Raw genomic sequence first — 22,243 nt, 5'->3', positions numbered from 1 at the left:
TGTGTTCCGCATGTGCGTAATTGGGGCGGGCGGCTTACCCGAAGCGCCCGGTGATGTAGTCCTCGGTCTGCTTCAGTGAGGGGTTGGTGAAAATCTTCTCCGTCAGATCGCACTCGATCAGCTTGCCCATATAGAAAAAGGCGGTGCGGTCGGAGACGCGGGCGGCCTGCTGCATGCTGTGGGTGACGATGACGATGCTGAGCTGGCTCTTGAGCTCGTGGATGCCTTCCTCGATGCGCTGCGTGGCGATGGGGTCGAGGGCGCTGGCGGGTTCGTCCATGAGCAGGACTTCCGGCTCCACGGCAAGGGCGCGGGCGATGCACAGGCGCTGCTGCTGGCCGCCGGAGAGCCCAAGCGCCGAGGTGTGCAGGCGATCCTTCACCTCTTCAAAGATGGCGGCGCGGCGGAGGCTTTCCTCCACCTTGTCGGCGATGAGCGATTCGTCGCGCTCGCCGTTGACGCGCAGGCCGTAGGCCACGTTCTCAAAAATGGTCTTCGGAAACGGCGTCGGCTTCTGGAAGACCATACCCACGCGGCGGCGCAGGTTCACCACGTCGAAGCCGGGGGCGTTGATGTCTTCCTTGTCCAGCGTGAGCAGCCCTTCGGTACGCGTGCCGGGGATAAGGTCATTCATGCGGTTGAGGCAGCGGAGGAACGTGCTCTTGCCGCATCCCGACGGGCCGATGAGGGCCGTGACCTGTTTTTCGGGAAACTCAAGGCTGATGTCGAAGAGCGCCTGGGAACTGCCGTAGAAAAAGTTGACGTTCCGGGCCGCCATTTTGGGCTCCCCGGAAGGTTTCGGAGCCTGGGCGCTGTCGAGGGTGACGGACGGTTCTATGGATTGGGGCATGGTTTTCTCCATGAGTACGCTCACAAATGCCTATGTTGCTCCCCGCCGGTGATGCCGGACGGGGTTTTTTAGTCAAAAAGGGGCCGTGTCCCGTTTGGGGCCGGAAGGCTTGCGGGGCGGTTTTCCGTTCTTTGAATCTGTGCCGTCTGGGGAAGGGCTGCGGGGTTCGGGCCCCTTCTTGGGGAAGGGGCGCTTCGTCACGTCCTTTTTTCCGTTTCCCCAGAGAGGGGAAGCGTGAATTGCAGGCAGCCGCCGGGGCCGGGTTCCGCCCAGATCCGCCCGCCGTGGCGCTCGACGATGTGCTTGCAGATGGCAAGGCCGAGCCCGGTGGAGGCGGGGCTACTGCGGTGCTTCTCCACCCTGTAGAAGCGCTCGAACACGCGGGCGATGTCCGCCTGCGGGATGCCGGGCCCGTCGTCGCGTATCGTGAACAGCGCTTCCGGCAGCCCGTTGCCGTCGAGGTGCTTCCCGCCGGAAACCCTGATGGTGGAGCCTTCAGGGGCGTAGCGGCAGGCGTTTTCGATAAGGTTGCGGAAAACCTGCCCGATGAAGTGGGGATCGGCCCGCACGGCAAGGGCGGGATCGATGTCGGTTTCCAGCTTCAGGCCGTGCGGGGCGGTCTGCGGCTGGCAGGCCGTGGTCACGTCGGAAAGGAGGCCCGCGGCCCTCACCGTTTCCATTTCCATAGGCACCGCGCCGCTCTCGATGCGCGAGAGCTTGAGCAGGTCTTCCACCATCGTCCCCATATGCTGGGCGTTGCGGAGGATGGTTTCCGCAAACTTGGCGCAGATGGAGGGATCTTCGGCGGCGGAATCCCGGAGCGTTTCGGCGTAGCCCGCGATGGCCGTCAAGGGCGTGCGCAGCTCATGGGAGACGTTGGCGACGAATTCCTTCCGTACCCGCATGAGCCGGGCCATTTCGCTGATGTCGTGGAAGACCGCCACGGCGAGCACGTCATGGATGGCTTCGCGGGGCCTGATGAACTGCACGCTCAGGATCATGTCCGGGCGGGGCTCCACTTCCAGCGTGATGAGCCGGGGCTTGTCCTGGGGCGCGGAAAGCAGCTCGTCGAGGGCCTGCTGGATTTCCGCCGCGGGGATGACCTCCACGGGGAACTTGCCTTCCGCGTCCTTGGCCTGCGGGAACAGGCGTACGAGGGCGGGGTTGACCAGCCGGATGCGCCCTTTTTCGCCGATGACGAGCACGCCTTCGTTCATCACGTCGAGGATGGTTTTGAGCTGCGCCTTGTTCTCCGCGATGGTGCGCAAGTGTTCCTCGGTACGGTCGGCCATTTCGTTGACGGCACGGGCCAGCCGCCGGAATTCCCTGCCGGGCAGGATATGGAGACGGCGGCGGCTGCCCTGCCCGGCGGGACCTGTGGCGATGCTTTCCACGACCCGGATCATCTCCTTGAGCGAGCGTTCCAGATGCGTCGAGAGCCCGTAGGCGAAGAGCAGGGCGATCAGCGTCGCCAGCCCGACGATGGCGAGCCACTGGCGTTCCGACTGGGCGATGCGTTCTTCCACGTGCTTGAGCGGCACGGCGACCCGGATGAAGCCGTCCGGCAGGCTTCCGGCGGCGGGGAAGGGGAGGGCCGCATAGACCAGATCCGTATCCAGCGTATTGCTGTGGCGGATGCTGACCCCGAAGCCTTCCCGGACGGCGGCCCCGATTTCTTGGCGATCCGCGTGGTTGTCGAGGTCGTTCAGGCTGATTTGTTCGGAGTCGGATTCCGCAAGGACGGTTCCGTCCGCGCCGATGAAGGTGATGCGGATGCCGAGCTCCGTGCCGATCCGGTCAAAGGCGGCGGAGAGCCCCCGTACGCCGTCCGGGGCCGCTTCCATCTGCATGCGGATGAGCGCGGCTTCGCGCCGGGCATTGCGGATGGTCTCGTCTATGCCGTCTTCCTTGATGTTTTTGCGGACATACAGCCCCGGGAGCACCAGCGTCATGACAATGACGGCCAAGAAGCAGAGGAAGAGGCGTGTCCTGAACTTGGTGTCGCGCATGTTACTCCTTGCAGCGGTAGCCTACGCCGCGCACTGTTTCGATGATTTCGGCCGCGTCCCCGAGCTTGTTGCGCAGGCGGCGGATGTGGGTGTCCACCGTACGGGCGTAGCCTTCAAACTGATAGCCCCAAACCGCCGCGAGCAGTTCTTCGCGCGTGCGGACGCGCCCGGCGTTGCGCAGCAGATCCTCTATGAGGCGGAACTCCGTAGCCGTAAGCTCGACCTCATGGCCGAGCACCGTGACCTTATGGGCGGCGGGATCGACGCTGACCCCGTGGCGCGTGAGCACCGGGTTGCTTTCCACCATGACCTGGCGCCGCAGGATGGCGCGGATGCGGAGCAGCAGTTCCCGGATGTTGAAGGGCTTGACCACATAGTCGTCCGCCCCCAGCTCGAAGCCGAGGATGCGATCCACGTCTTCTCCGCGCGCGGTCAGCATGATGATGGGGATGCGCACCGTGCCGGCGTCGCGTTCGAGTTCGCGGCAGACCGCAAGCCCGTCCATTTTCGGCAGCATGAGGTCAAGCAGGATGAGATCCGGCTTGCGGGAGCGGGCCAGATCCAACCCTTCCTTGCCGTCCGCTGCCTGAACGGTGGCGTAGCCTTCCTTTTCCAGATTGTAGGCGAGCAGTTCGCGGATGTCCTGCTCGTCCTCGACGATGAGAATGGTGGCTGATTCGCTGATCATGGTTGATTCCTTAGTTGCAGTCTCGCTGAATGGTTCTAGTTGCGGCGGGTGACGGGAACATGAAGCGATTGTGACAATTCCGTGGCGATAAATCTTTCTTCGTCACCTGCGTTTCGGTTTTCCGTCATCGTTTTGACACGAAGCCGCCCTATTTTCCAGCTTGTCCGGGCGGTCGTCCCGGCCGTTCGTTGCAAACCGAAAAAAACGGAGTTCATGCAGATGAAACGCATTGTTTTGGCTTCCCTTCTAGCCCTGTCCTGCCTTCTGCCCGCCCAGGCGAAGGCCGCCGACGAAATCGTCGTCAACGGTTCCACCACCGTGCTGCCCATCATGCAGAAGGTGTCCGAAGCCTATATGGCGGCCAACCCCAACGTGCAGATTGCGCTTTCCGGCGGCGGCTCCGGCAACGGCATCAAGGCCCTGCTCGACGGGCTGGCCAACATCGCCATGTCTTCCCGCGACATCAAGGGCAGTGAAAAGGAACTGGCCGCCAAGAAGGGCATCAACCCCGTCCGTACCGCCGTTGCGGTCGATGCGCTCGTTCCGGTCGTGAATCCCAAGAACCCGATCACCGAACTCAGCCTGAGCCAGCTCAAGGACATCTATACCGGCAAGATCACCAACTGGAAGGAAGTGGGCGGCGCCGACGCCAACATTGTGGTCGTGTCCCGCGATACGTCCTCCGGCACCTACGAAACGTGGGAAGAGCTGGTCATGAAGAAGGCCAAGGTCATGCCCAAGGCCCTGCTTCAGGCTTCCAACGGCGCGGTCGAACAGGTTGTCGCCAAGAACCCCAACGCCATCGGCTACGTGGGCCTCGGCTACCTCGCCCCGAGCATCAAGGGCCTGCACATCGGCAAGGTTGCGGCTTCCGCCGAAACCGCGCTTTCCAAGGAATGGCCCCTCAGCCGCGAACTGTATGTGTTCACCAACGGCAAGCCCTCCGGCGCTTCCGGTGCGCTCATAAAGTACATCCTCGACCCCGCCAAGGGCCAGAAGGCCGTGAAGGAAGTCGGTTTCGTGCCGCTGGCGAAGAAGTAGGCCCAGTGGGGAGGAGCCTGAAAAAGGCCCTTCCCCTCTTCCTTTCTCAGCGGGTTACGGCTGGGGAAGGAAGGGTTGCGTGAAGCCAAGAAGAACAGCATGGCGGCTCCTTGATAAGGAAAAGGGGCCCCTGAGCCGCAGCGGACACGCAGCGGCGAGCGGCGCGGAACACAGCGCCCCAGAAGAGAAACGGAGACTCCATGTCCAGAGAACTGAAGGAAAAATCGATCCGGTGGCTGCTGACGGGCGTGGCCTTTGTATCGCTTCTCTCCCTAGCCTGCATCATGCTCTTTCTGTTTATGGAAGGGCTGCCGCTGTTTGCGGACTATCCCCTGTGGGATTTCCTGACGGGCCACTTGTGGTATCCCACGTCCGAGCCGCCGGAATTCGGCATCTTCCCCCTGATTGTGGGTTCGCTGGCGGTAACGGCGTTGGCGTCGTGCATCGCCGTGCCGCTCGGCATCATGACGGCGGCTTATCTGGCGGAGATCGCGGACAGCCGGACGCGGCGCATCGTCAAGCCGTTCATCGAACTGCTGGCGGCGCTGCCCTCGGTCGTCATCGGCTTTTTCGGCATGGTCATCGTCGCCCCGTTCCTGCAGGACTGGTTCGGGGCTGATACCGGCCTCAATCTGCTGAACGCCTCGCTTATGCTGGCGTTCATGAGCGTGCCGACCATCTGTTCCGTGGCCGAGGATGCGTTGTTCGCGGTTCCCCGCACGCTGCGCGAGGCGTCGCTGGCCCTTGGCGCAACCCGCTGGGAAACGCTGATCCGCGTGGTCATCCCCTCCGCGCTGTCCGGCATCGGCACCGCCGTCATGCTCGGCATGTCGCGGGCCATCGGTGAAACCATGGTCGTGCTGATGGTTGCCGGGGGCGCGGCCATCATACCGCTCTCGATTTTCGACCCCGTGCGCCCCATGCCCGCTTCCATCGCCGCTGAAATGGCTGAGGCGCCTTTCCGGGGTGATCACTACTTCGCCTTGTTCGCCACGGGCATTGTGCTGTTCCTGTTTACGCTCCTGTTCAACATGCTGGCGTTCCGCATCGCGGAAAAGCACAAGCAAACCGGTTCCTCCGGCCTGTAAGGGATATGCCATGACGACGATCACCTTTCACAGCGACAATGCGTCGCGCCAGCGGCGGGAGGCAATGATGTTTGGCCTGCTGCGCGTTGCGGCGGGCATCAATATTCTGGCCTTGGTCGGCGTGTGCGTGTTCCTGCTCTGGAACGGGAGCCCGGCGATAAGCTGGGAGTTCCTGACCGAGCCCCCGCGCCGGATGATGACCGCCGGGGGCGTCTGGCCCTGCATCGTGGGGACGTTCCTGCTGGCTTTCGGGGCCATGCTGATAGCATTCCCGCTGGGCGTGGCCTCAGCCGTGTATCTGCATGAATATGGCGGGAAAGGGCGGTATACCCGTTACCTGCGGCTCGGCATCAGCAACCTTGCGGGCGTGCCTTCCGTGGTGTTCGGGCTGTTCGGGCTGGCGTTCTTCGTGACCTTTCTCGGCATGGGGGTGAGCCTGCTTGCCGGCGTGCTGACGCTGGCGGTGCTGACCCTGCCGGTCATCATCAACACGACGGAAGAGGCGTTGAGGCAGGTTCCGGACGCTTGGCGCGAGGCATCCCTAGCCCTCGGCGCAACCCAGAGCCAGACCATCGCCCGCGTAGTCCTGCCCGCCGCCGTCCCCGGCATGTTGACCGGGGCCATTCTCGGCTTGGCCCGCGCTGCCGGTGAAACTGCGGCGATCATGTTCACCGCCGCCGTATTTTACACGCCGAAGATGCCCGATTCCGTTTTCAGTGCGGTCATGTCCCTCCCGTACCATATGTATGTGCTTGCCACAGCCGGGACGGAAATCGAGAAAACCCGTCCCCTCCAGTACGGGACTGCGCTGATACTGCTTGTCCTCGTCCTCGGCATGAACCTCATCGCCATCATCATCCGCGACCGCATGCAGCGGAAGCGGTAGGAGTGTGAAGCTGTAGCATGAAGCAGCATTGGGGAGGGGGAGGAGAAACTTTCTTCAGAAAGTTTCTCCTCCCCCTCCCCAAACCCCACCCCCTTCTCTTCAAAGACTTTCGTGTTTATCGAATCCCTATTCGTGGTTTTCCCGGCGCCGACTGTTGGGTGAAAGAGGCTTTGGGCAGATTGTTTGCACTTCTGAAAAGCCCCTGTCATCGGAAATAAGAGTTTTATTTTTAGGTTGTGTCATAGAAAACGATTGATGCTTTATTTTCTTGAAATTCTGAGAGAATAACCAATAAAATCCCCCAATCACAGAGCCCACCAGCGGAAAATTGGAGAAAAAGCATATATTTTTGATATCTTGCTGAAACAAAACAACCATGTACTATGACACAGCCTAAGAATTTTATTTTTAGGCTGTGTCATAGTACATGGTTGATGCTTTATTTCTTGAAATTTCAAGGGAATAACCAATAAAGTGTCCCAATTATGGAGTCCGTCAGCGAAAAAATTGGAGAAAAAGTCTCTATTTTCAGCATACTGCTGAAATAAAACAACCATATGCTATGGTAGAGCCTATTTTTATAGTGCATTGAAAAAGGCTCTGTTATAGTATTGGGTTGTTTTGTTTTTATAACACTGTTAAAATACAGCCTTTTCCAAGTTTTCCCCTTGGCGGGAACCACGGCTAAGGCATTTTGTCGGTTATTCCTTTGGAGCTTCAAGGAAAAAAGCATCAACCGTTTTCTATAAAACGGCCTTGAAAAACATGGACTTTTTTCTTTTTATGTTGTGTGTCGGCGGCCTCTATGACTGAGGCATTTTTTGTTTCTGGATCTGTTGGAACTTCAGGAAAGAAAATATTAGCAAAGAAAGCATCATCCGTTTCCTATACACAGCCTTCTTTTTGATGAACTTCAAGAGGGAAAAGATCAGTATTTAGTTGTTTGTTATGACGGATGTTTTAAAAAAAGAAACATCATAATAGTATGTGGTTGTTTTTACCTCCACTGTATGGTGAAAATACAGTTTTTTTAGTTTTTCGCTGATGGATTTTATCTAGTTGGAGTATTTGGTATTTTATTGGTTATTCATCTGGAATTTCGAGAAAGAAAGCATCAGCATTCCCTATGGCACAGCCAAAAGAAAAGGACACCTTATTGAGGGTGTCCTTTTGTGGTTCAAGGGGGTGGCTAAGGCCACATTTGTGAGAAGGCCGCCGTGTCGTTTTTTATCCGAACATCTGCGAGAGCTTCATGATTTTCAGTTGATGCGGTTCGGCCCAAGGCGTAATGGCACGGGCGAGCGTCATGGGGGAGATGTAGGTTTCAGACCAGTCGGTCACAAGATAAAGTGTTCCGTGCTCATCCCATTCGATGACCTGAAAGAGCGGGCGGATGTCCGCCGTACGGGGGCCTTTCTTGGTTTCGCGGGTGAACATAAAGGAATCCGTGGCCGTGAAATCGTCCCACGCTTCCATAAACAGCCGTTTGTCGGCTTCCGGGCCCACAAAGCGCAGGGAGAAGGTTTCCTGTACGGAGCCCACGGACTTGTCGTTGACCGGAATTTCTTCCAGCCTGTCGAGGCGCATCCCCCGGAGCATCCGGGGCGCAAGGCGTTCCATGACTTCCTTGGCGGAAAGCGGTTCGCGCAGGACGATGGAGAACCATTCCGCCTGGCTTTCCACGCCCACGGGCAGGGCGCGCCCGAAGGAGATGAGGGGCAGGGGATGGAAGCCCTGCGAAAACGCCATCGGCAGCCCTGCGCGGCGCATGGCGCGTTCAAGCAGGGATTGCAGTTCAAGCTGGCTGATGTAGGCGGCTTCCGCTTCCTTGGTATGCCAGACGCGGTAGCGCACGGCTTTGACGGCCAGCGCGGAGTTGATCGCGGGCGGTTCGGTCGCCTTGGGCGGCTTCGGCGGCATGAGCAGGCGGCCGTTCTCGTCGAGATTCGGCTGATGTTCGAGCTGGTCGCGCTGTTTGAAGTTCAGGCTGTTGTGGTGCGTGCCTTCTTCAAGCCCCGGCGTGCGGGGAAGCAGGGATTTCCCCGCCGCGGTATCGCAGGCCCCGCAGTGGCGGCAGGCCGCATAGCGGCAGTCTTCCGAAATCTTCCCTTCAAAGGCGCGGCGGCGTTCGCGCAGCAGGAACTCGCGGGACACCCCCGCATTGAGATGATCCCACGGCAGGGGCGCGTCGAGGGCGCGGGCCCCGGTGAATTCCTCGGCGCTCAGGCCGCATTCGGCAAGGGATTCCAGCCACGGATCGATGCTGAAGTTTTCCACCCAGCTTGAGAAGATCGCCCCCCTGCGGTACGCCTTTTCCACAACGTCGGCGATGCGGCGGTCGGCGCGGGACAGGATGCCTTCGAGGAAACTCATTTCCGGCTCATGCCAGCGCAGTTTCAGGCATTTTTCGGCCCTGAAAGCGTCGCGCAGATATTGGATGCGCTCGCGCACCTGCTCCAGCGTGATCTGCGGCTCCCACTGGAAGGGCGTGTGTGATTTGGGCACGAACGGCGAGATGGCCGCCGTGACCTGCAGGCGCGGCATCCCCCGCCCTGCGGCGTCGCGGGCCTTGCGGCACAGGTCTACGATGGCTTCAATATCTTCCTGCGTTTCACCGGGCAGGCCGATCATGAAATACAGCTTCACCTGCTGCCAGCCGTGTTCAAACAGCTTGCGGACATGCAGCATCAGCCCCTCTTCGGTGACGCCCTTGTTGATGATGTCGCGCAGGCGCTGGCTGCCCGCTTCAGGGGCAAGGGTCGCCCCGGTGCGCCGGATGCCCGCCAGACGGCGCATGATGTCGTCGTCGATGGAGCCCACGCGCAGGGACGGCAGGGACACGGAAATCTGCTCCGCTTCGCAGCGATCCATTGTGCCGAGGAATAAGGTTTTCAGCGCCGAGAAGTCGCCCGTGCTGAGGGCAAGGAAGGACACGTCGTCGAAACCGGTGTCGTTCAGGCAGTTTTCGAGGATTTTTTCCAGATTCGGCAGGCTGCGTTCGCGGGCGGGGCGGTACAGGACGCCCGCCTGACAGAAACGGCAGCCGCGGGTACACCCGCGGGCGATTTCGAGGCTGAGGCGGTTGTGGACCGCACCGAACGGGACAACCTGCTTTTCGGGATAGGCGGCCCTGTCGAAATCCGCCACGATACGGCGTCCGGGCGTCGGCAAATCCGGCTTCAGCGGCGCGAGAACGCCGTTGGCGTCATGCGTGTACAGCGATGGCGCATAGACGCCGGGAATGTTGACGGCTTCCCCGATGAGGCGCGAGCGGCTCCAGCCTTCTTCGCGGGCCTTGATGATGAGGTCGCACAATTCAGGAACCATCTCTTCGCCTTCGCCGAGGAGCATGAGATCCATGAACGGGGCGAGCGGTTCCGAGGCGATGGCGCATCCGCCGCCCGCGACGATGAGGGGCCAGCGGAACAGATCGTCCCCGCGCTCGGCGGCACGGAGGGGGATGCCGGACAGTTCCAGCATGTACAGCACGTTGGTGAAGCACAGTTCGTGCGTGATCGCGAACGCAAACATATGCGTCTTCACGATGTCCGTATCGCTTTCCAGCGTGGCGAGGCTGACGCCGTGCTCGCGGAGGAGCCTGCCGGTTTCCCGGCAGGGGGCGTATACGCGCTCGGCAAAGATGTCTTCCCGGTTGTTGAGGATGGCATACAGGATTTTATGTCCGAGGTAGGACATGCCCACTTCGTACAGATCAGGGAAGGCAAGGGCGCAGTGCAGGCGAACGGACGCGGGCTCCTTGTGGACGGAACCTTCCTCGGTACCGATGTAGTGACTGGGCCGGGGCAGCAGGGAGAGGAGTTCTTTCATAAGGAGGGGTTCCGCAGGCGGCGGGGTTGAGGGAACACTTCGCCCCCACCATCCCGGAACAAGCCGGGCAGGATGGGGGCGTTTTCATCCGAAGCGGGGACAAGGCTACTTGATGAGCGGAGACTTGCCCGCGGCGCCGGCGAGGCCGCCCGTGGACAGGGTCAGGTTGGTGCAGGCTTCCAGATACTTGGTTTCGAGATCGTCGGGAAGCTTCTTGTATTCATACATGAAGTGCTTGCCGGAAATGCTGCCCTTGAATTCCTGTTCAAAAGGATAGCCATAGGGAAGCATCATCATCTGGACACCCTGCTGGGTGGGAACGACCTGAATGATCGCCACGTCTTCAAGCATGTTGGCTTCTTCGTCAAACTTGCCGAGAACCAGTTCGCCGGTGACGAGTTTGAACAGCCGGATCGGTTTGGACATTGTGAGCTCCTTAAAATTGTGTATCGCCCAAAGTAGGGGCTCTCCCATACGCTGTCAAGAAGTGATTGGCGGATGTCCGGTTCCGCGGCATCCGCGTCGTCGCCGTGCGGCTCCGGTTGCCTTGCCCCGGTGTGCGTGATAGGTGAGACACATCTGTGGACAAGTAAGGTTTATGAAAGGCTTGTGAATCGAAATAAGGTCATGCCATGACGCTGGATGTGTTGCAGGACAGGATAGGGTACCGTTTCAAGGATGAATCGCTGCTGCTGCTCGCGGTGACGCACAGTTCGTGGGCCAACGAGCATGCGGCGGGCAATGCGCACAATGAGCGTTTGGAGTTCCTCGGCGACGCCGTGCTGGAGATTGCCGTTTCCGCGCAGCTTTTCGCCCGGTTCCCCGATGCAAGGGAAGGCGAGCTGACGCGCCTGCGTTCCAGCCTCGTCAATGAGGCTACGCTGGCGGCCGTTGCGCGCAAGCTGCATCTTGACGGCTGCCTGCGCCTTGCCCGCGGCGAGGAGAATCAGGGAGGGCGCCAGCGCGATTCCCTGCTTTCGGACGCGATGGAGGCTGTTTTCGGCGGCGTATTTGTGGACGGCGGGATTGAGGAGGCGCGCGCGGTCGTGGAGCGGCTGTATGCCGATCTCTGGCCGAAGAGTGCTGCGAAGGTGCGGCGCAAGGACTTCAAGACGAAGCTGCAGGAGGCCACGCAGCGCATCAGCAAAGGGCTTCCCGTATATACGCTTGAGGACAGTTGTGGTCCCGAACACGCCAAGATTTTTTCCGTCCGCGTGGATCTGCCCGACGGGAGGCAGTTCCGCGCCTCCGGCCCCGGCCTCAAGCGGGCCGAGCAGGAAGCCGCCCATGTCGCGCTGGTTGCGCTGGGTGAGGATGATGGAGAGGAAAAGTAGAGAAACAGAGGGAAGGAATAAAGGAGGGGGAAGGGAACCTTTCTGGAGAAAGGCTCCCTTCCCCCTCCCTTAAACCCTCCCCCTTCCCTCCAAAGACTTTCGGCTTTATCGAATCCCTCTTGCTGGTTTTCCATGCGGATGAAAAGCCCTTCCACCGAGATGGCTGGAAGGGCTTTTTATCTATGCCGTCTCATAGGATATATTTTCGTTGGCTGTGTCATAGGAAACGGTTGATGCTTTATTTTATTGAAATTCCAAATAAATAACCAATAAAATGCCCCAATCATGGAGCCCATTAGCGGAAAATCAGATAAAATATATATTTTCAGTGTATTACGGAAATAAAACAACCATATATTATGATAGGGCCTTTTATTTTTTGTAATATGCTAAAAAATAGTTTTTATCCTGTGTTCGTCGGTTGACTTCATGCTTGGGGTATTCTTTGGGGGCCGCTGTTATTTTAAGAGATAAATCATCAGCTATTTTCTGTGACATAGCCTTTACTTGTTCTGTCTGTATCAGAGAGGAAATTTTTATTTCAGAGAGCATAAAATTTATTTGAAGAGATTATTTTTGTTATAAATATGGCTGGTGTATTTATTTAATATAGTAACGCTCTGTTATAGTATACGGTTGTTTCATCTCCACAGTGAGGTGAAAAATACGGCCTTCTTTCCAGTTTTTACCTTGTCTGGATCCACGGCTAAAGCATTTTTCCAATTGTATCTTTTGAGATTCAAGAAAAAACATCAACTATTTCTTTAGCACAATCTATAGTAGATTTTAGTATATATTTTGTTATATTTTTTATAACTGAAATGTTTAATCTATTATTTATAATTTCAATAAATATGAATACATTACTATGGTATAGGTTTTAAGAATACATAGATCTATCATCATCATCTTCTTCATCATCATCATCATCATCATCATCATCTTCTTCTTCTTCTTCTTCTTCTTCTTCTTCTTCTTCTTCTCTTTTGAGTAAAGCAACTTTAAAATTTTACAATATTAGCGTTTAAGACACATTCACTTCGGCATTGAACAACACAAATACATTGTGCTTATGCCTTCGCAGCGACCGTCTGCTTCCCGCAGTCGGGAGAGTATTTTTAACGTGAAAGTGTTTGGCTCTGTTATAGTATATAGTTGTTTCATCTCCACAGTGGGGTGAAAATACAGCCTTTTTTCCAGTTTTCCCCTTGGTGGGATCCACGGCTAAGGCCTTTTTTTCGGTTATCCCTTTGGAATTTCAAGGAATAAAGCATCAACCATTTTCTTTAACATAGCCAAGTGTTTTAGGTTGTGTCGTTATTTATATATAATTATTTGAAATTATTATATAAATTTTTTTGATTTAAAAAATAGTTAGATAATTCAATGGATTATATCTGATTGACGACGCTACATAGAAGAAAAAGAGTGCCAATACATGGCAAAAGCAGGAAAAACCACCATGAGGGATTCGATAAAGAGGAAAAGTTTAGGGGGAAGAGGGGAGGGGGTTCGGGGGAGGGGAGAAGGGGGCCTTTTCAAAGGCCCCCTTCTCCCCTCCCCCGATTCTTCACTCCACCAGCCTCCCCTCACGTAACGTGACGAGGCGGTCGGAGAGCGGCGTGATCCACTCGTGGTCATGGGAAACGACGACGACGGCGGAACCGGAGTCCGCAACATGGCGCGCGGCGAGGGCAATGCGCTCGGCGCTCTGCTGGTCTACGCTGGCGGTGGGCTCGTCCATCAAAAGGACTCTGGGACAGAGGGCCAGACGGGCGGCGAGGGCCACACGCTGGCATTCCCCGCCGGAAAGCTCATGGCGGCGGCGATGCAGGAAGACGGCTGGATCGAGTCCCACGGCAAGGAGTGCGGCGGCGATCCGGCTTTGAAGCTCGGAGGCGCTGCGGATGCCCCGGACGCGCAAACCGTAAGCCACGTTTGAGGCTACGGAACGCGAGAGCAGATACGGCGTCTGGAGCAGGAGGGTAACCTGACGGCGCAGATGCAGATCGCCGGCTCCGGCGGGCTTGCCTTCAAAAAGCAGGGTGCCGCTGTCCGGCGGCTCAAGCAGGGCGATGATGCGGAGCAGGGTGGATTTGCCGCTCCCGTTGTGGCCCCGGATGCCCAGAACTTCCCCGGCGCGGATGTCCAGTTCGGAAAGGTTCAGGACGGTGCGGACGGCATGGGGATCGCGGCTTGCGGGATCGGGGTAGGCCCGGACGATGTTTTCCAGATGGAAGAGCGGGGTCATGGGCCCATCCTCCGGCGCAGGGCGGCAAGGCCCATATTCAGGACGAACGCCAGCGCCACGAGCACGATGCCGAGCGCAATGCTGCGGGCATAATCGCCTTTGCCCGTTTCGAGCGTGATCGCGGTGGTGATGGTCCGGGTGGCCCATTTGATGTTGCCGCCGACCAGCATGGAGATGCCCACCTCCGAAACCACGCGCCCGAAAGCCGTGATGCAGGCCGTGAGCAGGTGGAAACGCAGCTCCCGGACTGTGGAGAACAGCAATTGCCACGGCCCCGCGCCGAGCGTGCGGAGCGTGGGGGCAAGCAGCCTGTCGGCCTGCTCCACCGCGAGGCAGGTGTGGGCGATGACGATGGGGAGGCCGAGCAGGGCCAGCCCGATGGCGATGCCGGGCACGGTGAACAGCAGCTCGAAATCCGCGAACGGCCCTTGCCGGGCAAGCAGGAGATAAACCAGCAGGCCGAGCACGACGGTGGGGAAGGAGAGGGCCGTATCCACAAGGATGCGGAGTATGTTGCGGCCCGGAAAGCGGGTATAGCCGAGCAGAAAGCCCAGCGGCACGCCGGGGATGATGCAGCCGAGCATGGCGAGCCCAGAGGTGGACAGCGTGGCCTGAACCGCGGCGAATGTTTCTTCGTCGCCGCCCGCAAGAAGCAGGAAGGCGTCGCTGAATGCCTGCGTGATGACGCTCATGCCCGGCGTATGCCCCGACTACTGGAACAGGTACCCGTAGCGGGTGGCGAGGCTGTCGGTTTCTTCAACAAGCTTGGCGGCCAGCCCGTTGATTTCATCCGGCGTGACGACGCCGACTTCGCGGGTCAGATAATGGCGCAGGATGTTCTCCGACTGGGAGAAGACCCAGACGACGGCATAGGCTGAGCCTACGCCCGGGCGGTCTTTGAATTCAGGCTGGGTGGCGATGAGGATGCGGATTTTGGGCGTATCCTTATCGGTAAGCGAAAACAGGTTGCTGGAGTTGAGGGTTTCCTTGACGCGCGTGGCGAGGCGGGAGCCGATGCTGTCGTTGCCTTCGTATTCCACGGCCACCGGCGTATTGCGTTCGGTGATGCGCGTAGGCTTGTTGGGGATGGCGGCGTCGGTTTTGGCCGGAGCGTCGGCGGCGAAGGCGGGGACGGCGGGCAGCAGCAGGGCGAGGCCCAGAGCCAGCGAGCGGAGATAGGCGTGCATACGAGTGCCTCCTGAGGGCTTGAATATGGAGGTTCTTTAACGTGTTCCTTGTGCTGCATCAAGCCTTGGCGGGCGCGTGGAGCCTTATTTCTCTGCGGATCGGAAAGGCTCCGGCGTCCTGCATATCTGGAGGATGGAGCTTCCATACGAAAGCCTTGGGATAGGGAAGGGCCGTTTGAAGGCGGAGGGGAGGGGCGCTTTTTTGAAAGGCTGTGCCATAGAAAACGGTTGATGCTTTTTCCTTGAAGTTCCAAAGGAATAACCAGCCAAATGCCTTAGCCGTGGATTCCTTCAATGGGAAACCTGGATAAAAGGCCGTATGTTCACCGCGCTCTGGAGATGAAACAACCATGTACTATGACAGAACCTTTTGAAAAGACTCCTTCTCCCCTCCGCATCATGTCAATGTTCCCTCATCCCTTAAAAGCCTTCCTCAAGCGGCGGGCTGACGAGCACGCCGGGGGAGGGGGCGGCGAGGGGGCGGGAGCCGGGCAGGAGATGCAGTGAGCGCCCGTCTTCGTCCATTTTGATCCGGTTTTCGGCAAGCCACTGGAGCGCCTGCGGATAGATGCGGTGTTCCTGCTCGTGGATGCGGTTCTGGAGATCGTCGAGCGGCTCGCCCGCGATGGCGGGCACGGCGGCCTGTATGATCACCTCGCCGTGATCCATGATCTCATCGACAAGATGCACGGTGCAGCCTGTAATCTTCACGCCCCATGCCTGCGCGTCCGCCGCGCCGTGGATGCCGGGGAAGGAGGGCAGCAGGGCGGGATGGATGTTGACCACGCGATGCGGGAACGCATTCAGGAAACCCGGCGTCAGCATACGCATGTACCCGGCAAGGGCTACGGTATCCGCCCCCGATTTCAGGATGGCGTCCGCCACCGCGAGATCATAGGCTTCGCGGCTCGGCCACAGCTTGTGATCCATCACGGCGCAGATGATCCCGGCGGCCTTGGCGCGCTCGATAACCTTTGCGCCGGGCCGGTTGCAGATCACAAGGCGGATGTCGGCGTCCAGCGCGCCGCGCCGGACGGCGTCGACCATCGCCTGAAAGTTCGTGCCGCTGCCTGAGGCGAGGACGGCGAGTTTCAAGGACATGGCTAGGCCCCCCGCTTTTCGTAATAGGCCGCCAGCGCCTTGACCAGCGCGGGGATGGTGAAATCATCGGGCTGGATGTCGCAGGCAAAGCCGTACTTGGCGAGCGTCCTGGTGGTCACGGGGCCGATGCTGGCGAACTTCACGCGCTTGCCTTCAGGCTGGTTCCTGATGGTGTCGGCGGGGATCTGGGCAAAGAAGTTGTCCACCGTGGACGAGGAGCCGAAGGTCACCGCGTCGAGGGTTCCGGCTTCAAGGCGCTGGAGCACTTCGTCACGGCGCGCGGCGGCGGGCACGGTTTCGTAGACGGGCAGCACGTCGACCTGCGCCCCGGCCTTGCGGAGCTCTTCGGGCAGCACTTCGCGGGCTTCGCGGGCGCGGGGCAGGAGGATTTTCTTGCCGTCCATGCCCAGTTGGATAAGCCCCTCGGCGACGCTTTCCGCAATGTAGGCTTCGGGCACGAAGTCGGGCGCGATGCCGTGGTCGCGCACGGCCTGCGCCGTAGCCGGGCCGATGGCCGCCACGCGCAGGCCGTACAGGGCGCGGGCGTCGAGGCCCTGCGCTTCAAGGCGCTCCCAGAAACATTTGACGCCGTTGGCGGAGGTGAAGATGAGCCAGTCGTACGCGCCGAGGCTGCGGACGGCGGCATCGACGCCGGAATAGTCTTCGAGCGGCTTGATGTCGATGGTGGGGAACTGGATGACCTCGGCGCCGAGATCGGCAAGCTGCGCGGCGAGCCCGCTGGCCTGTTCGCGGGCGCGGGTCACGACCACGCTGCGGCCGAGCAGGGGCTTCTGTTCAAACCAGTTCAGGCGGTCGCGCAGGGTGACGACCTTGCCCACGATGATGACGGAGGGGTTGGTGAAGCCCTGCCTGACCCCTTCCTCATGGAGCGTCCCAAGGGTGGCGGCGAGGCTGCGGTGCTTCGCCGTGGTGCCCCAGTGCACGAGGGCCGCCGGGGTGTCGGGGGAGAGGCCCGCTTCAATGAGGTTCCGGGCGATGTCGGGCAGGTTCTTCATGCCCATGACGAACACGAGGGTGTTCGCGCTGGCGGCGAGGGCCTTCCAGTTGTGGACGGAGCCGGGCTTGTCGGGGTTTTCGTGCCCGGTGATGAGCGTTACGGACGAGGAAAAATTGCGGTGCGTCAAAGGGATGCCCGCATAGGCCGGGCCCGCGATGGTGCTGGAGATGCCGGGGACTTCCTCGAACGGCACGCCCGCGTCCAGCAGTTCCTCGGCCTCTTCTCCGCCCCGGCCGAAGATGTAGGGGTCGCCGCCCTTGAGCCGGGCGACGGTTTTGCCTTCTTTGGCTTTTTCTATGATGAGCCTGTTGATGCCGTCCTGCGGGAGCGCGTGGTTCCCGGCGACCTTGCCGACGTAAATGCGTTCCGCGTCGGGGCGGGCATAGCCGAGCAGGGCATCGTTGGCGAGGTAGTCATACACGACCACATCGGCCTTTTCGAGAATGTCCTTGCCCTTGATGGTCAGCAGGCCGGGGTCGCCGGGGCCGGCGCCGATGAGATAGACTTTCATGCGATCCTCGTTGTTTTCCTGATCCGGCCGGGCGCATGCCGCGTGATCCGGGAGGCAGGATTGATGAATATGTGTTCCTGATGAAAGCGGGACGGCTGTATTCCGTTGCAGCCCGTGCGTCTTGCGGCGCGTCATGCCGGAAGAAAGGAATCCGCGCCGACAAGGTATAGGCAAACGCCGCTGATGAAAAGGGGCCGTCAGTGGCCGGAATAGGCCAGCACATGGTTGAGGCCCACGGTTTTGGCCGTTATTTCCGTGCCGGAAAAGGTCGCGCGCGTCAGTGTCCATGCTTCCATGTCGATCAGGTCGATTTTACCGGAACTTTCCGCGCAAAGCAAAGGGCGCAGGGCGTCCAGCACATCGTCCAGGGGGAAAAAGACGCCCTCGAAGCTGATGCGGAAAATATCGCCTTCCAGCTCGGTGCATTCGGGGATGTTCCAATCGGACAGCACGGCGCCCACGGCGTCCGCGGTGCGCTGATCGGCAGGGAAAAGATGGCCGTAGGTCTTGCAGGGTTCCTCTCGCATGGCGTCACCGTGACGGGCGGCCCGTCGGCAGGGTTGGAAACGGAAAAGGGAGAGGAAACGGTTTTCCTCTCCCCTTGTCTTTCATCGATAAAGCCTCAGGGCTTAATGGATTTGGCTCTGGATCTTCTTGGCGGCCGGAACCAGCAGGTCTTTGAGCGTGTCGGACAGCAGGCTTTCGACGGCGGAGGAGGACGGGATGAACTGGCGCTCCTGCGAGGAGCTCAGGTTTTCGGAATAGAGCACGCCCTTCTTGTTGGAGAGGGATACCTTGGCCTTGATGGTGCACTGCACGCGGGTCGCGCTCTGTTCCTGCAGCCAGACATCGGTGATGGTGCCGGTCACGATGTACGTGGGGTTGGCGGCGCGGGCCTGTTCCAGCGTGGAGGCGAAAGAAACCTGCACGCCCTGGCGTCCGAGTTCGTCGGCGAGCGAACGGCTGAACCAGTCGGCGATGGTGGAGCTGGCGGTGAACACCGAGCCGTCCTTGCGTTCCCCGATGTACTGGCGGGCCCTTTCGTCATTGAACATGACTACGGCGACGCTGGGCGAACCGGGCAGGGGGAGGACGGCGCTCGTATTCGTGTTGTAGATGAGGCGCACGTTGTTGCTCGGGCCGCAGGCGGCGAGGAGCGTCAGCGTGACCAGCGTCAGTGCAAGCAAGGCAAAGCGACGGATCAGTATGGACATGATGAACCTCCGAAAGGACTGTCTGATGAATGGAAGACAATACCCTGTTTGCGGGCGGGATGCAATCCGAAGCGGCTGGGCCGGGCGGCATGCCTCCATTCGGTTGACGGCATATACCAACTTGTCTAGACTGGAAGATTCAAAACGCCGGAGCGGAAAGCCTTCCGACGCGGGGTATCGCGGCGGAGGGGAGCCCCGCCGTGGGTTTGCCGTGTTTTGGTTCCCCATCCCCGGACGCCGTGTGCGGGCCGGCGGTTTTTCCCTTCATATAGGAAGACAAGGAGCGCTGAAAGTGCTGGATCTCAAACTGTTGCAGAAAAATCCCGAAGTGGTGGCCGCCGCTCTTGCGAAGCGCCATTCTCCCTTGAGCATGCGTACTTTTGAAGAACTCGACAATAAGCGCCGCGAGCTGCTCGCGCAGGTGGAGGCGCTCAAGGCCGAACGCAACCGCGCCTCCGCTGAAGTGGCCCGCCTGAAGCGCAATGGGGAAGACGCCGAAGCCTTCATCGCCAGCCTCTCCGATCTTTCCTCCCGCATCAGCGCGCTGGACGGCGCCACCGAAGCGGTGAAGGCCGAACTTGCGGACTGGATGCTTACCGTGCCGAATATCCCTGACGCCTCCGTCCCCGACGGTGTGGATGAGAATGACAATGTGGAAGTGCACCGCTGGGGTACGCCGCGCGAATTTGATTTTGAAGTGAAGAACCACTGGGATCTGAGCAACGATAACGGCGGCCTCGACTTCGAGCGCGGGGCCAAGCTCGCCGGCAGCCGCTTCACCGTGTCGTGGGGCTGGGCCGCCCGCCTCGAACGCGCGCTCGTAAACTTCTATCTTGATTTCCACCATGAGCAGGGCCGCACCGAAATCCTGCCCCCGCTCATGGTCAACCGCAAGACCATGCAGGGCACGGGCCAGCTTCCCAAGTTCGAGGAAGATCTTTTCAAGGTTGCGGATTGGGGATATTATCTGATCCCCACCGCCGAAGTGCCGGTGACCAACCTGCACGCCGACGAGATCCTTGACGAGGACGCCCTGCCGAAGCGGTATTGTTCCCAGACGCCTTGCTTCCGTTCGGAAGCGGGTTCGGCGGGCAAGGACACGCGCGGCTACATCCGCCAGCACCAGTTCACCAAGGTCGAAATGGTGTACATCACGCACCCCGACGACTCCTTCAAGTATCTTGAGGAAATGCGCCGCAGCGCCGAAACCCTGCTGGAGCGCCTCGAATTGCCGTACCGCACCATCACGCTCTGCGCCGGGGACATGGGCTTCTCCGCCTGCAAGACCTACGACGTGGAAGTGTGGCTGCCCGGCCAGCGGACGTACCGCGAGATTTCGTCCTGCTCGAACTGCGTCGATTTTCAGGCCCGCCGCGCCAACATCCGTTTCCGTCCCAAGGGCGGCAAGCCGGAGTGGGTGCATACGCTGAACGGTTCCGGCCTGCCCACCGGCCGCTCGCTGGTGGCCATCATGGAAAATTACCAGCAGAAGGACGGCTCCATTGTGGTTCCCAAGGTTCTTGTGCCCTACATGGGCGGCCAGGAAATCATTGAGCCGACGAAATAGCTGTTGTGCCGCGTGCGGGGGGAAGGGGAAAAGGCTTCCCCCCGCACCCCACCCATCCCATAGAGCTTTATGTTTGAGGGCGGTTTCCGCGCCTCACGTTGCCCTTGCCCGTTGTTGCGGGCGTCACCCGATATTTGATGAGGAAGTCGCATGCTCCCCAAAATCGCTTTGCTTGGCCGTCCCAACGTGGGCAAGTCCACGCTGTTCAATCGGCTTATTCGCAGTAACCGGGCCATCACCCATGACCGTCCGGGCGTCACCCGCGACCGTATGGAAGGCGTGGTGCGTTCTCGGAGCGGGCGTTCCTTCACCCTGATTGACACCGGGGGCGTGACGCTCGACAGCCATTATTCCGTAGCCGACGGCCCCGAAGGGCTGCGCGGGTTCGAGGCGGAAATCCTCCAGCAGACGCAGGCCGCCATGGACGAGGCTTCGGTGTTCTGCCTCGTGGTGGACGGGCGCGACGGGCTGATGCCCTTCGACGAGCACCTTGCCTCGTTCGTGCGCCGGGCCGGGAAGCCGACCCTGCTGGTAGTCAACAAGGTGGACGGCATGGAGCATGAGGATACCATGCTGGCCGAATTCCACGCCCTCGGCTTCCCCATGCTGGCCCTCTCCGCCGAGCACGGCCACAACATCCGGGCTCTCGAAGAGGAAATGGTGGATTTGCTGCCCGCTGAAGACCCCGATGCCGAAGCGAAGCCGGAAAACGTGCTGCGCCTCGCCATGCTTGGGCGTCCCAACGCGGGCAAGTCCTCGCTGGTGAACGCCATGATCGGCGAAGACCGCATGATCGTCAGCAATGTGGCGGGGACGACGCGCGACAGCGTGGACATCCCCTTTGTGAGCGACGGGCGGGCCTGCGTGTTCGTGGATACGGCCGGGGTACGCCGCCGCACGCGCATTACGGACACTGTAGAGCGTTTTTCGGTCAACTCCTCGCTCAAGACCACGACCAAGGCGGACGTGACGCTGTACGTCATTGACGCGCTTGAGGGCGTGACCGCGCAGGACAAGCGGCTCATCGATCTGCTGGACGAGCGCAAGACGCCATTCATGATTCTGGTGAACAAGATCGACCTTGTGGGCCGCAAGGAACAGGCCGCGCTGGAAAAGAGCTTTAAGGAAGTGCTCCAGTTCTGCCCGCATGTGCCGGTGCTGATGGTGTCGGCCATGAAGCAGGTTGGCCTTGGGCGCATCATCCCGCTTGCCGGGCAGATCCGTGAAGAGTGCAACATCCGCATCGGGACGGGCGCGCTCAACCGGGCTATGGAGGAAGTGCTTGCGAAGCACCAGCCCCCGGTGGTCAAGCGTTCGCGCCCGAAGTTCTTCTACCTGACGCAGGCGGAAATAGCCCCGCCGACGTTCGTGTTTTTCGTGAGCGACGCGGAGCGTGTCTCCGAAACCTATGCCCGTTATCTCGACCGTTCCCTCCGCAAGATTTTCCGCATTGAGCACGCCCCCATGCGCGTCCGCCTGCGCTCTTCGCATAAGAAGAGGAGCGAATAGCCGGTAGGGGAGGGGCTCCGCGAGGGGCCTTGGTACTCTTTTTTAGCCTGCGTCGTTGATGATGAGGGTGCGGGCGGGGAGTCCCCCGCATTGCTCTGGCGGAGAGCGCCTTTCAACGGACGGCACAAGCCCTCGGAAGTGTTTCCGGGGGCTTTTCATAT

19 protein-coding genes are annotated in these 22,243 nt (G+C 59.7%); 6 read left to right on the top strand and 13 right to left on the bottom strand.

From position 1 onward, the window contains the following. Positions 1-34 precede the first annotated feature (34 nt). The 3 genes from pstB to AC6I1V_RS05045 all read right to left on the bottom strand — a co-directional run bounded on the left by pstB (position 35) and on the right by AC6I1V_RS05045 (position 3,547). On the bottom strand, positions 35-778 hold the full coding sequence (pstB, locus tag AC6I1V_RS05055) for a phosphate ABC transporter ATP-binding protein PstB (RefSeq protein WP_308771540.1): 744 nt from the start codon (positions 776-778) through the stop codon (positions 35-37). A 269-nt stretch (positions 779-1,047) separates the two neighbouring features. After that, positions 1,048-2,859, bottom strand: coding sequence for a sensor histidine kinase (locus AC6I1V_RS05050; protein WP_486854842.1), 1,812 nt, complete (start codon positions 2,857-2,859; stop codon positions 1,048-1,050). A 1-nt stretch (position 2,860) separates the two neighbouring features. Continuing rightward, positions 2,861-3,547 (bottom strand): response regulator, encoded by a 687-nt coding sequence (locus AC6I1V_RS05045; protein ID WP_302552512.1) that lies wholly within the window; start codon positions 3,545-3,547, stop codon positions 2,861-2,863. Positions 3,548-3,760: 213 nt separating this feature from the next. Here AC6I1V_RS05045 and AC6I1V_RS05040 point away from each other — a divergent pair, with 213 nt between their 5' ends. The 3 genes from AC6I1V_RS05040 to pstA all read left to right on the top strand — a co-directional run bounded on the left by AC6I1V_RS05040 (position 3,761) and on the right by pstA (position 6,562). Beyond that, the gene (locus tag AC6I1V_RS05040) at positions 3,761-4,588 is read left to right on the top strand and encodes a phosphate ABC transporter substrate-binding protein (RefSeq protein WP_486854841.1); all 828 of its coding nucleotides are present in this window, start codon (positions 3,761-3,763) and stop codon (positions 4,586-4,588) included. A gap of 200 nt (positions 4,589-4,788) precedes the next feature. Further along, on the top strand, positions 4,789-5,676 hold the full coding sequence (gene pstC, locus AC6I1V_RS05035; RefSeq protein ID WP_302552514.1) for a phosphate ABC transporter permease subunit PstC: 888 nt from the start codon (positions 4,789-4,791) through the stop codon (positions 5,674-5,676). Between the two features lie 67 nt (positions 5,677-5,743). Then, the gene (gene pstA / locus AC6I1V_RS05030; RefSeq protein WP_337430367.1) at positions 5,744-6,562 is read left to right on the top strand and encodes a phosphate ABC transporter permease PstA; all 819 of its coding nucleotides are present in this window, start codon (positions 5,744-5,746) and stop codon (positions 6,560-6,562) included. 1,227 nt (positions 6,563-7,789) lie between these two features. On the opposite strand, the gene AC6I1V_RS05025 is transcribed toward pstA, so the two are convergent. Both AC6I1V_RS05025 and AC6I1V_RS05020 read right to left on the bottom strand, forming a co-directional pair. Next, positions 7,790-10,390 carry a TIGR03960 family B12-binding radical SAM protein gene (locus tag AC6I1V_RS05025; protein ID WP_486854970.1) on the bottom strand — a complete coding sequence of 867 codons (2,601 nt, stop codon included), beginning with the start codon at positions 10,388-10,390 and terminating at the stop codon, positions 7,790-7,792. A gap of 105 nt (positions 10,391-10,495) precedes the next feature. Then, positions 10,496-10,816, bottom strand: a complete 321-nt coding sequence (locus AC6I1V_RS05020; protein ID WP_302554600.1) for a hypothetical protein — start codon at positions 10,814-10,816, stop codon at positions 10,496-10,498. 206 nt (positions 10,817-11,022) lie between these two features. On the opposite strand from AC6I1V_RS05020, the gene rnc reads away from it, so the two are divergent. After that, positions 11,023-11,724 carry a ribonuclease III gene (rnc, locus tag AC6I1V_RS05015; protein ID WP_302554601.1) on the top strand — a complete coding sequence of 234 codons (702 nt, stop codon included), beginning with the start codon at positions 11,023-11,025 and terminating at the stop codon, positions 11,722-11,724. A gap of 1,570 nt (positions 11,725-13,294) precedes the next feature. Here the strand turns inward: rnc and AC6I1V_RS05010 are convergent. The 8 genes from AC6I1V_RS05010 to lptE all read right to left on the bottom strand — a co-directional run bounded on the left by AC6I1V_RS05010 (position 13,295) and on the right by lptE (position 19,006). Then, positions 13,295-13,975 carry an energy-coupling factor ABC transporter ATP-binding protein gene (locus AC6I1V_RS05010; protein ID WP_497736913.1) on the bottom strand — a complete coding sequence of 227 codons (681 nt, stop codon included), beginning with the start codon at positions 13,973-13,975 and terminating at the stop codon, positions 13,295-13,297. Then, on the bottom strand, positions 13,972-14,667 hold the full coding sequence (locus AC6I1V_RS05005; RefSeq protein ID WP_486855076.1) for an ABC transporter permease: 696 nt from the start codon (positions 14,665-14,667) through the stop codon (positions 13,972-13,974). Before AC6I1V_RS05005 ends, AC6I1V_RS05010 begins: the two co-directional genes overlap by 4 nt. Positions 14,668-14,685: 18 nt before the next feature. Continuing rightward, positions 14,686-15,162, bottom strand: coding sequence for a hypothetical protein (locus AC6I1V_RS05000; protein WP_302553280.1), 477 nt, complete (start codon positions 15,160-15,162; stop codon positions 14,686-14,688). A gap of 58 nt (positions 15,163-15,220) precedes the next feature. After that, complete coding sequence (locus AC6I1V_RS04995) at positions 15,221-15,514, bottom strand: hypothetical protein (RefSeq protein WP_497736912.1); 294 nt, start codon at positions 15,512-15,514, stop codon at positions 15,221-15,223. A 68-nt stretch (positions 15,515-15,582) separates the two neighbouring features. Further along, a complete protein-coding gene (purN, locus tag AC6I1V_RS04990) occupies positions 15,583-16,263 on the bottom strand; it encodes a phosphoribosylglycinamide formyltransferase (RefSeq protein WP_482333448.1) in 681 nt (226 codons plus the stop codon). Positions 16,264-16,265: 2 nt separating this feature from the next. Continuing rightward, positions 16,266-17,792: a uroporphyrinogen-III C-methyltransferase gene (gene cobA, locus AC6I1V_RS04985; RefSeq protein WP_486850873.1), complete on the bottom strand. Its 1,527-nt coding sequence runs from the start codon at positions 17,790-17,792 to the stop codon at positions 16,266-16,268. A 197-nt stretch (positions 17,793-17,989) separates the two neighbouring features. Further along, positions 17,990-18,319: a hypothetical protein gene (locus tag AC6I1V_RS04980; protein WP_302553283.1), complete on the bottom strand. Its 330-nt coding sequence runs from the start codon at positions 18,317-18,319 to the stop codon at positions 17,990-17,992. A 102-nt stretch (positions 18,320-18,421) separates the two neighbouring features. After that, complete coding sequence (lptE, locus tag AC6I1V_RS04975; RefSeq protein WP_308770887.1) at positions 18,422-19,006, bottom strand: LPS assembly lipoprotein LptE; 585 nt, start codon at positions 19,004-19,006, stop codon at positions 18,422-18,424. A 292-nt stretch (positions 19,007-19,298) separates the two neighbouring features. Between lptE and serS the strand changes: the two genes are divergently transcribed. After that, complete coding sequence (serS, locus tag AC6I1V_RS04970) at positions 19,299-20,573, top strand: serine--tRNA ligase (RefSeq protein WP_337431624.1); 1,275 nt, start codon at positions 19,299-19,301, stop codon at positions 20,571-20,573. A gap of 150 nt (positions 20,574-20,723) precedes the next feature. Beyond that, a complete protein-coding gene (gene der, locus AC6I1V_RS04965) occupies positions 20,724-22,082 on the top strand; it encodes a ribosome biogenesis GTPase Der (protein WP_302553286.1) in 1,359 nt (452 codons plus the stop codon). Positions 22,083-22,243 lie beyond the last annotated feature (161 nt).

Source organism: Bilophila sp. T19-St14 (genome assembly GCF_059728385.1).
Note: the sequence above shows the minus strand (reverse complement) of the source record. Positions and strands in the feature narration are given on the sequence as shown.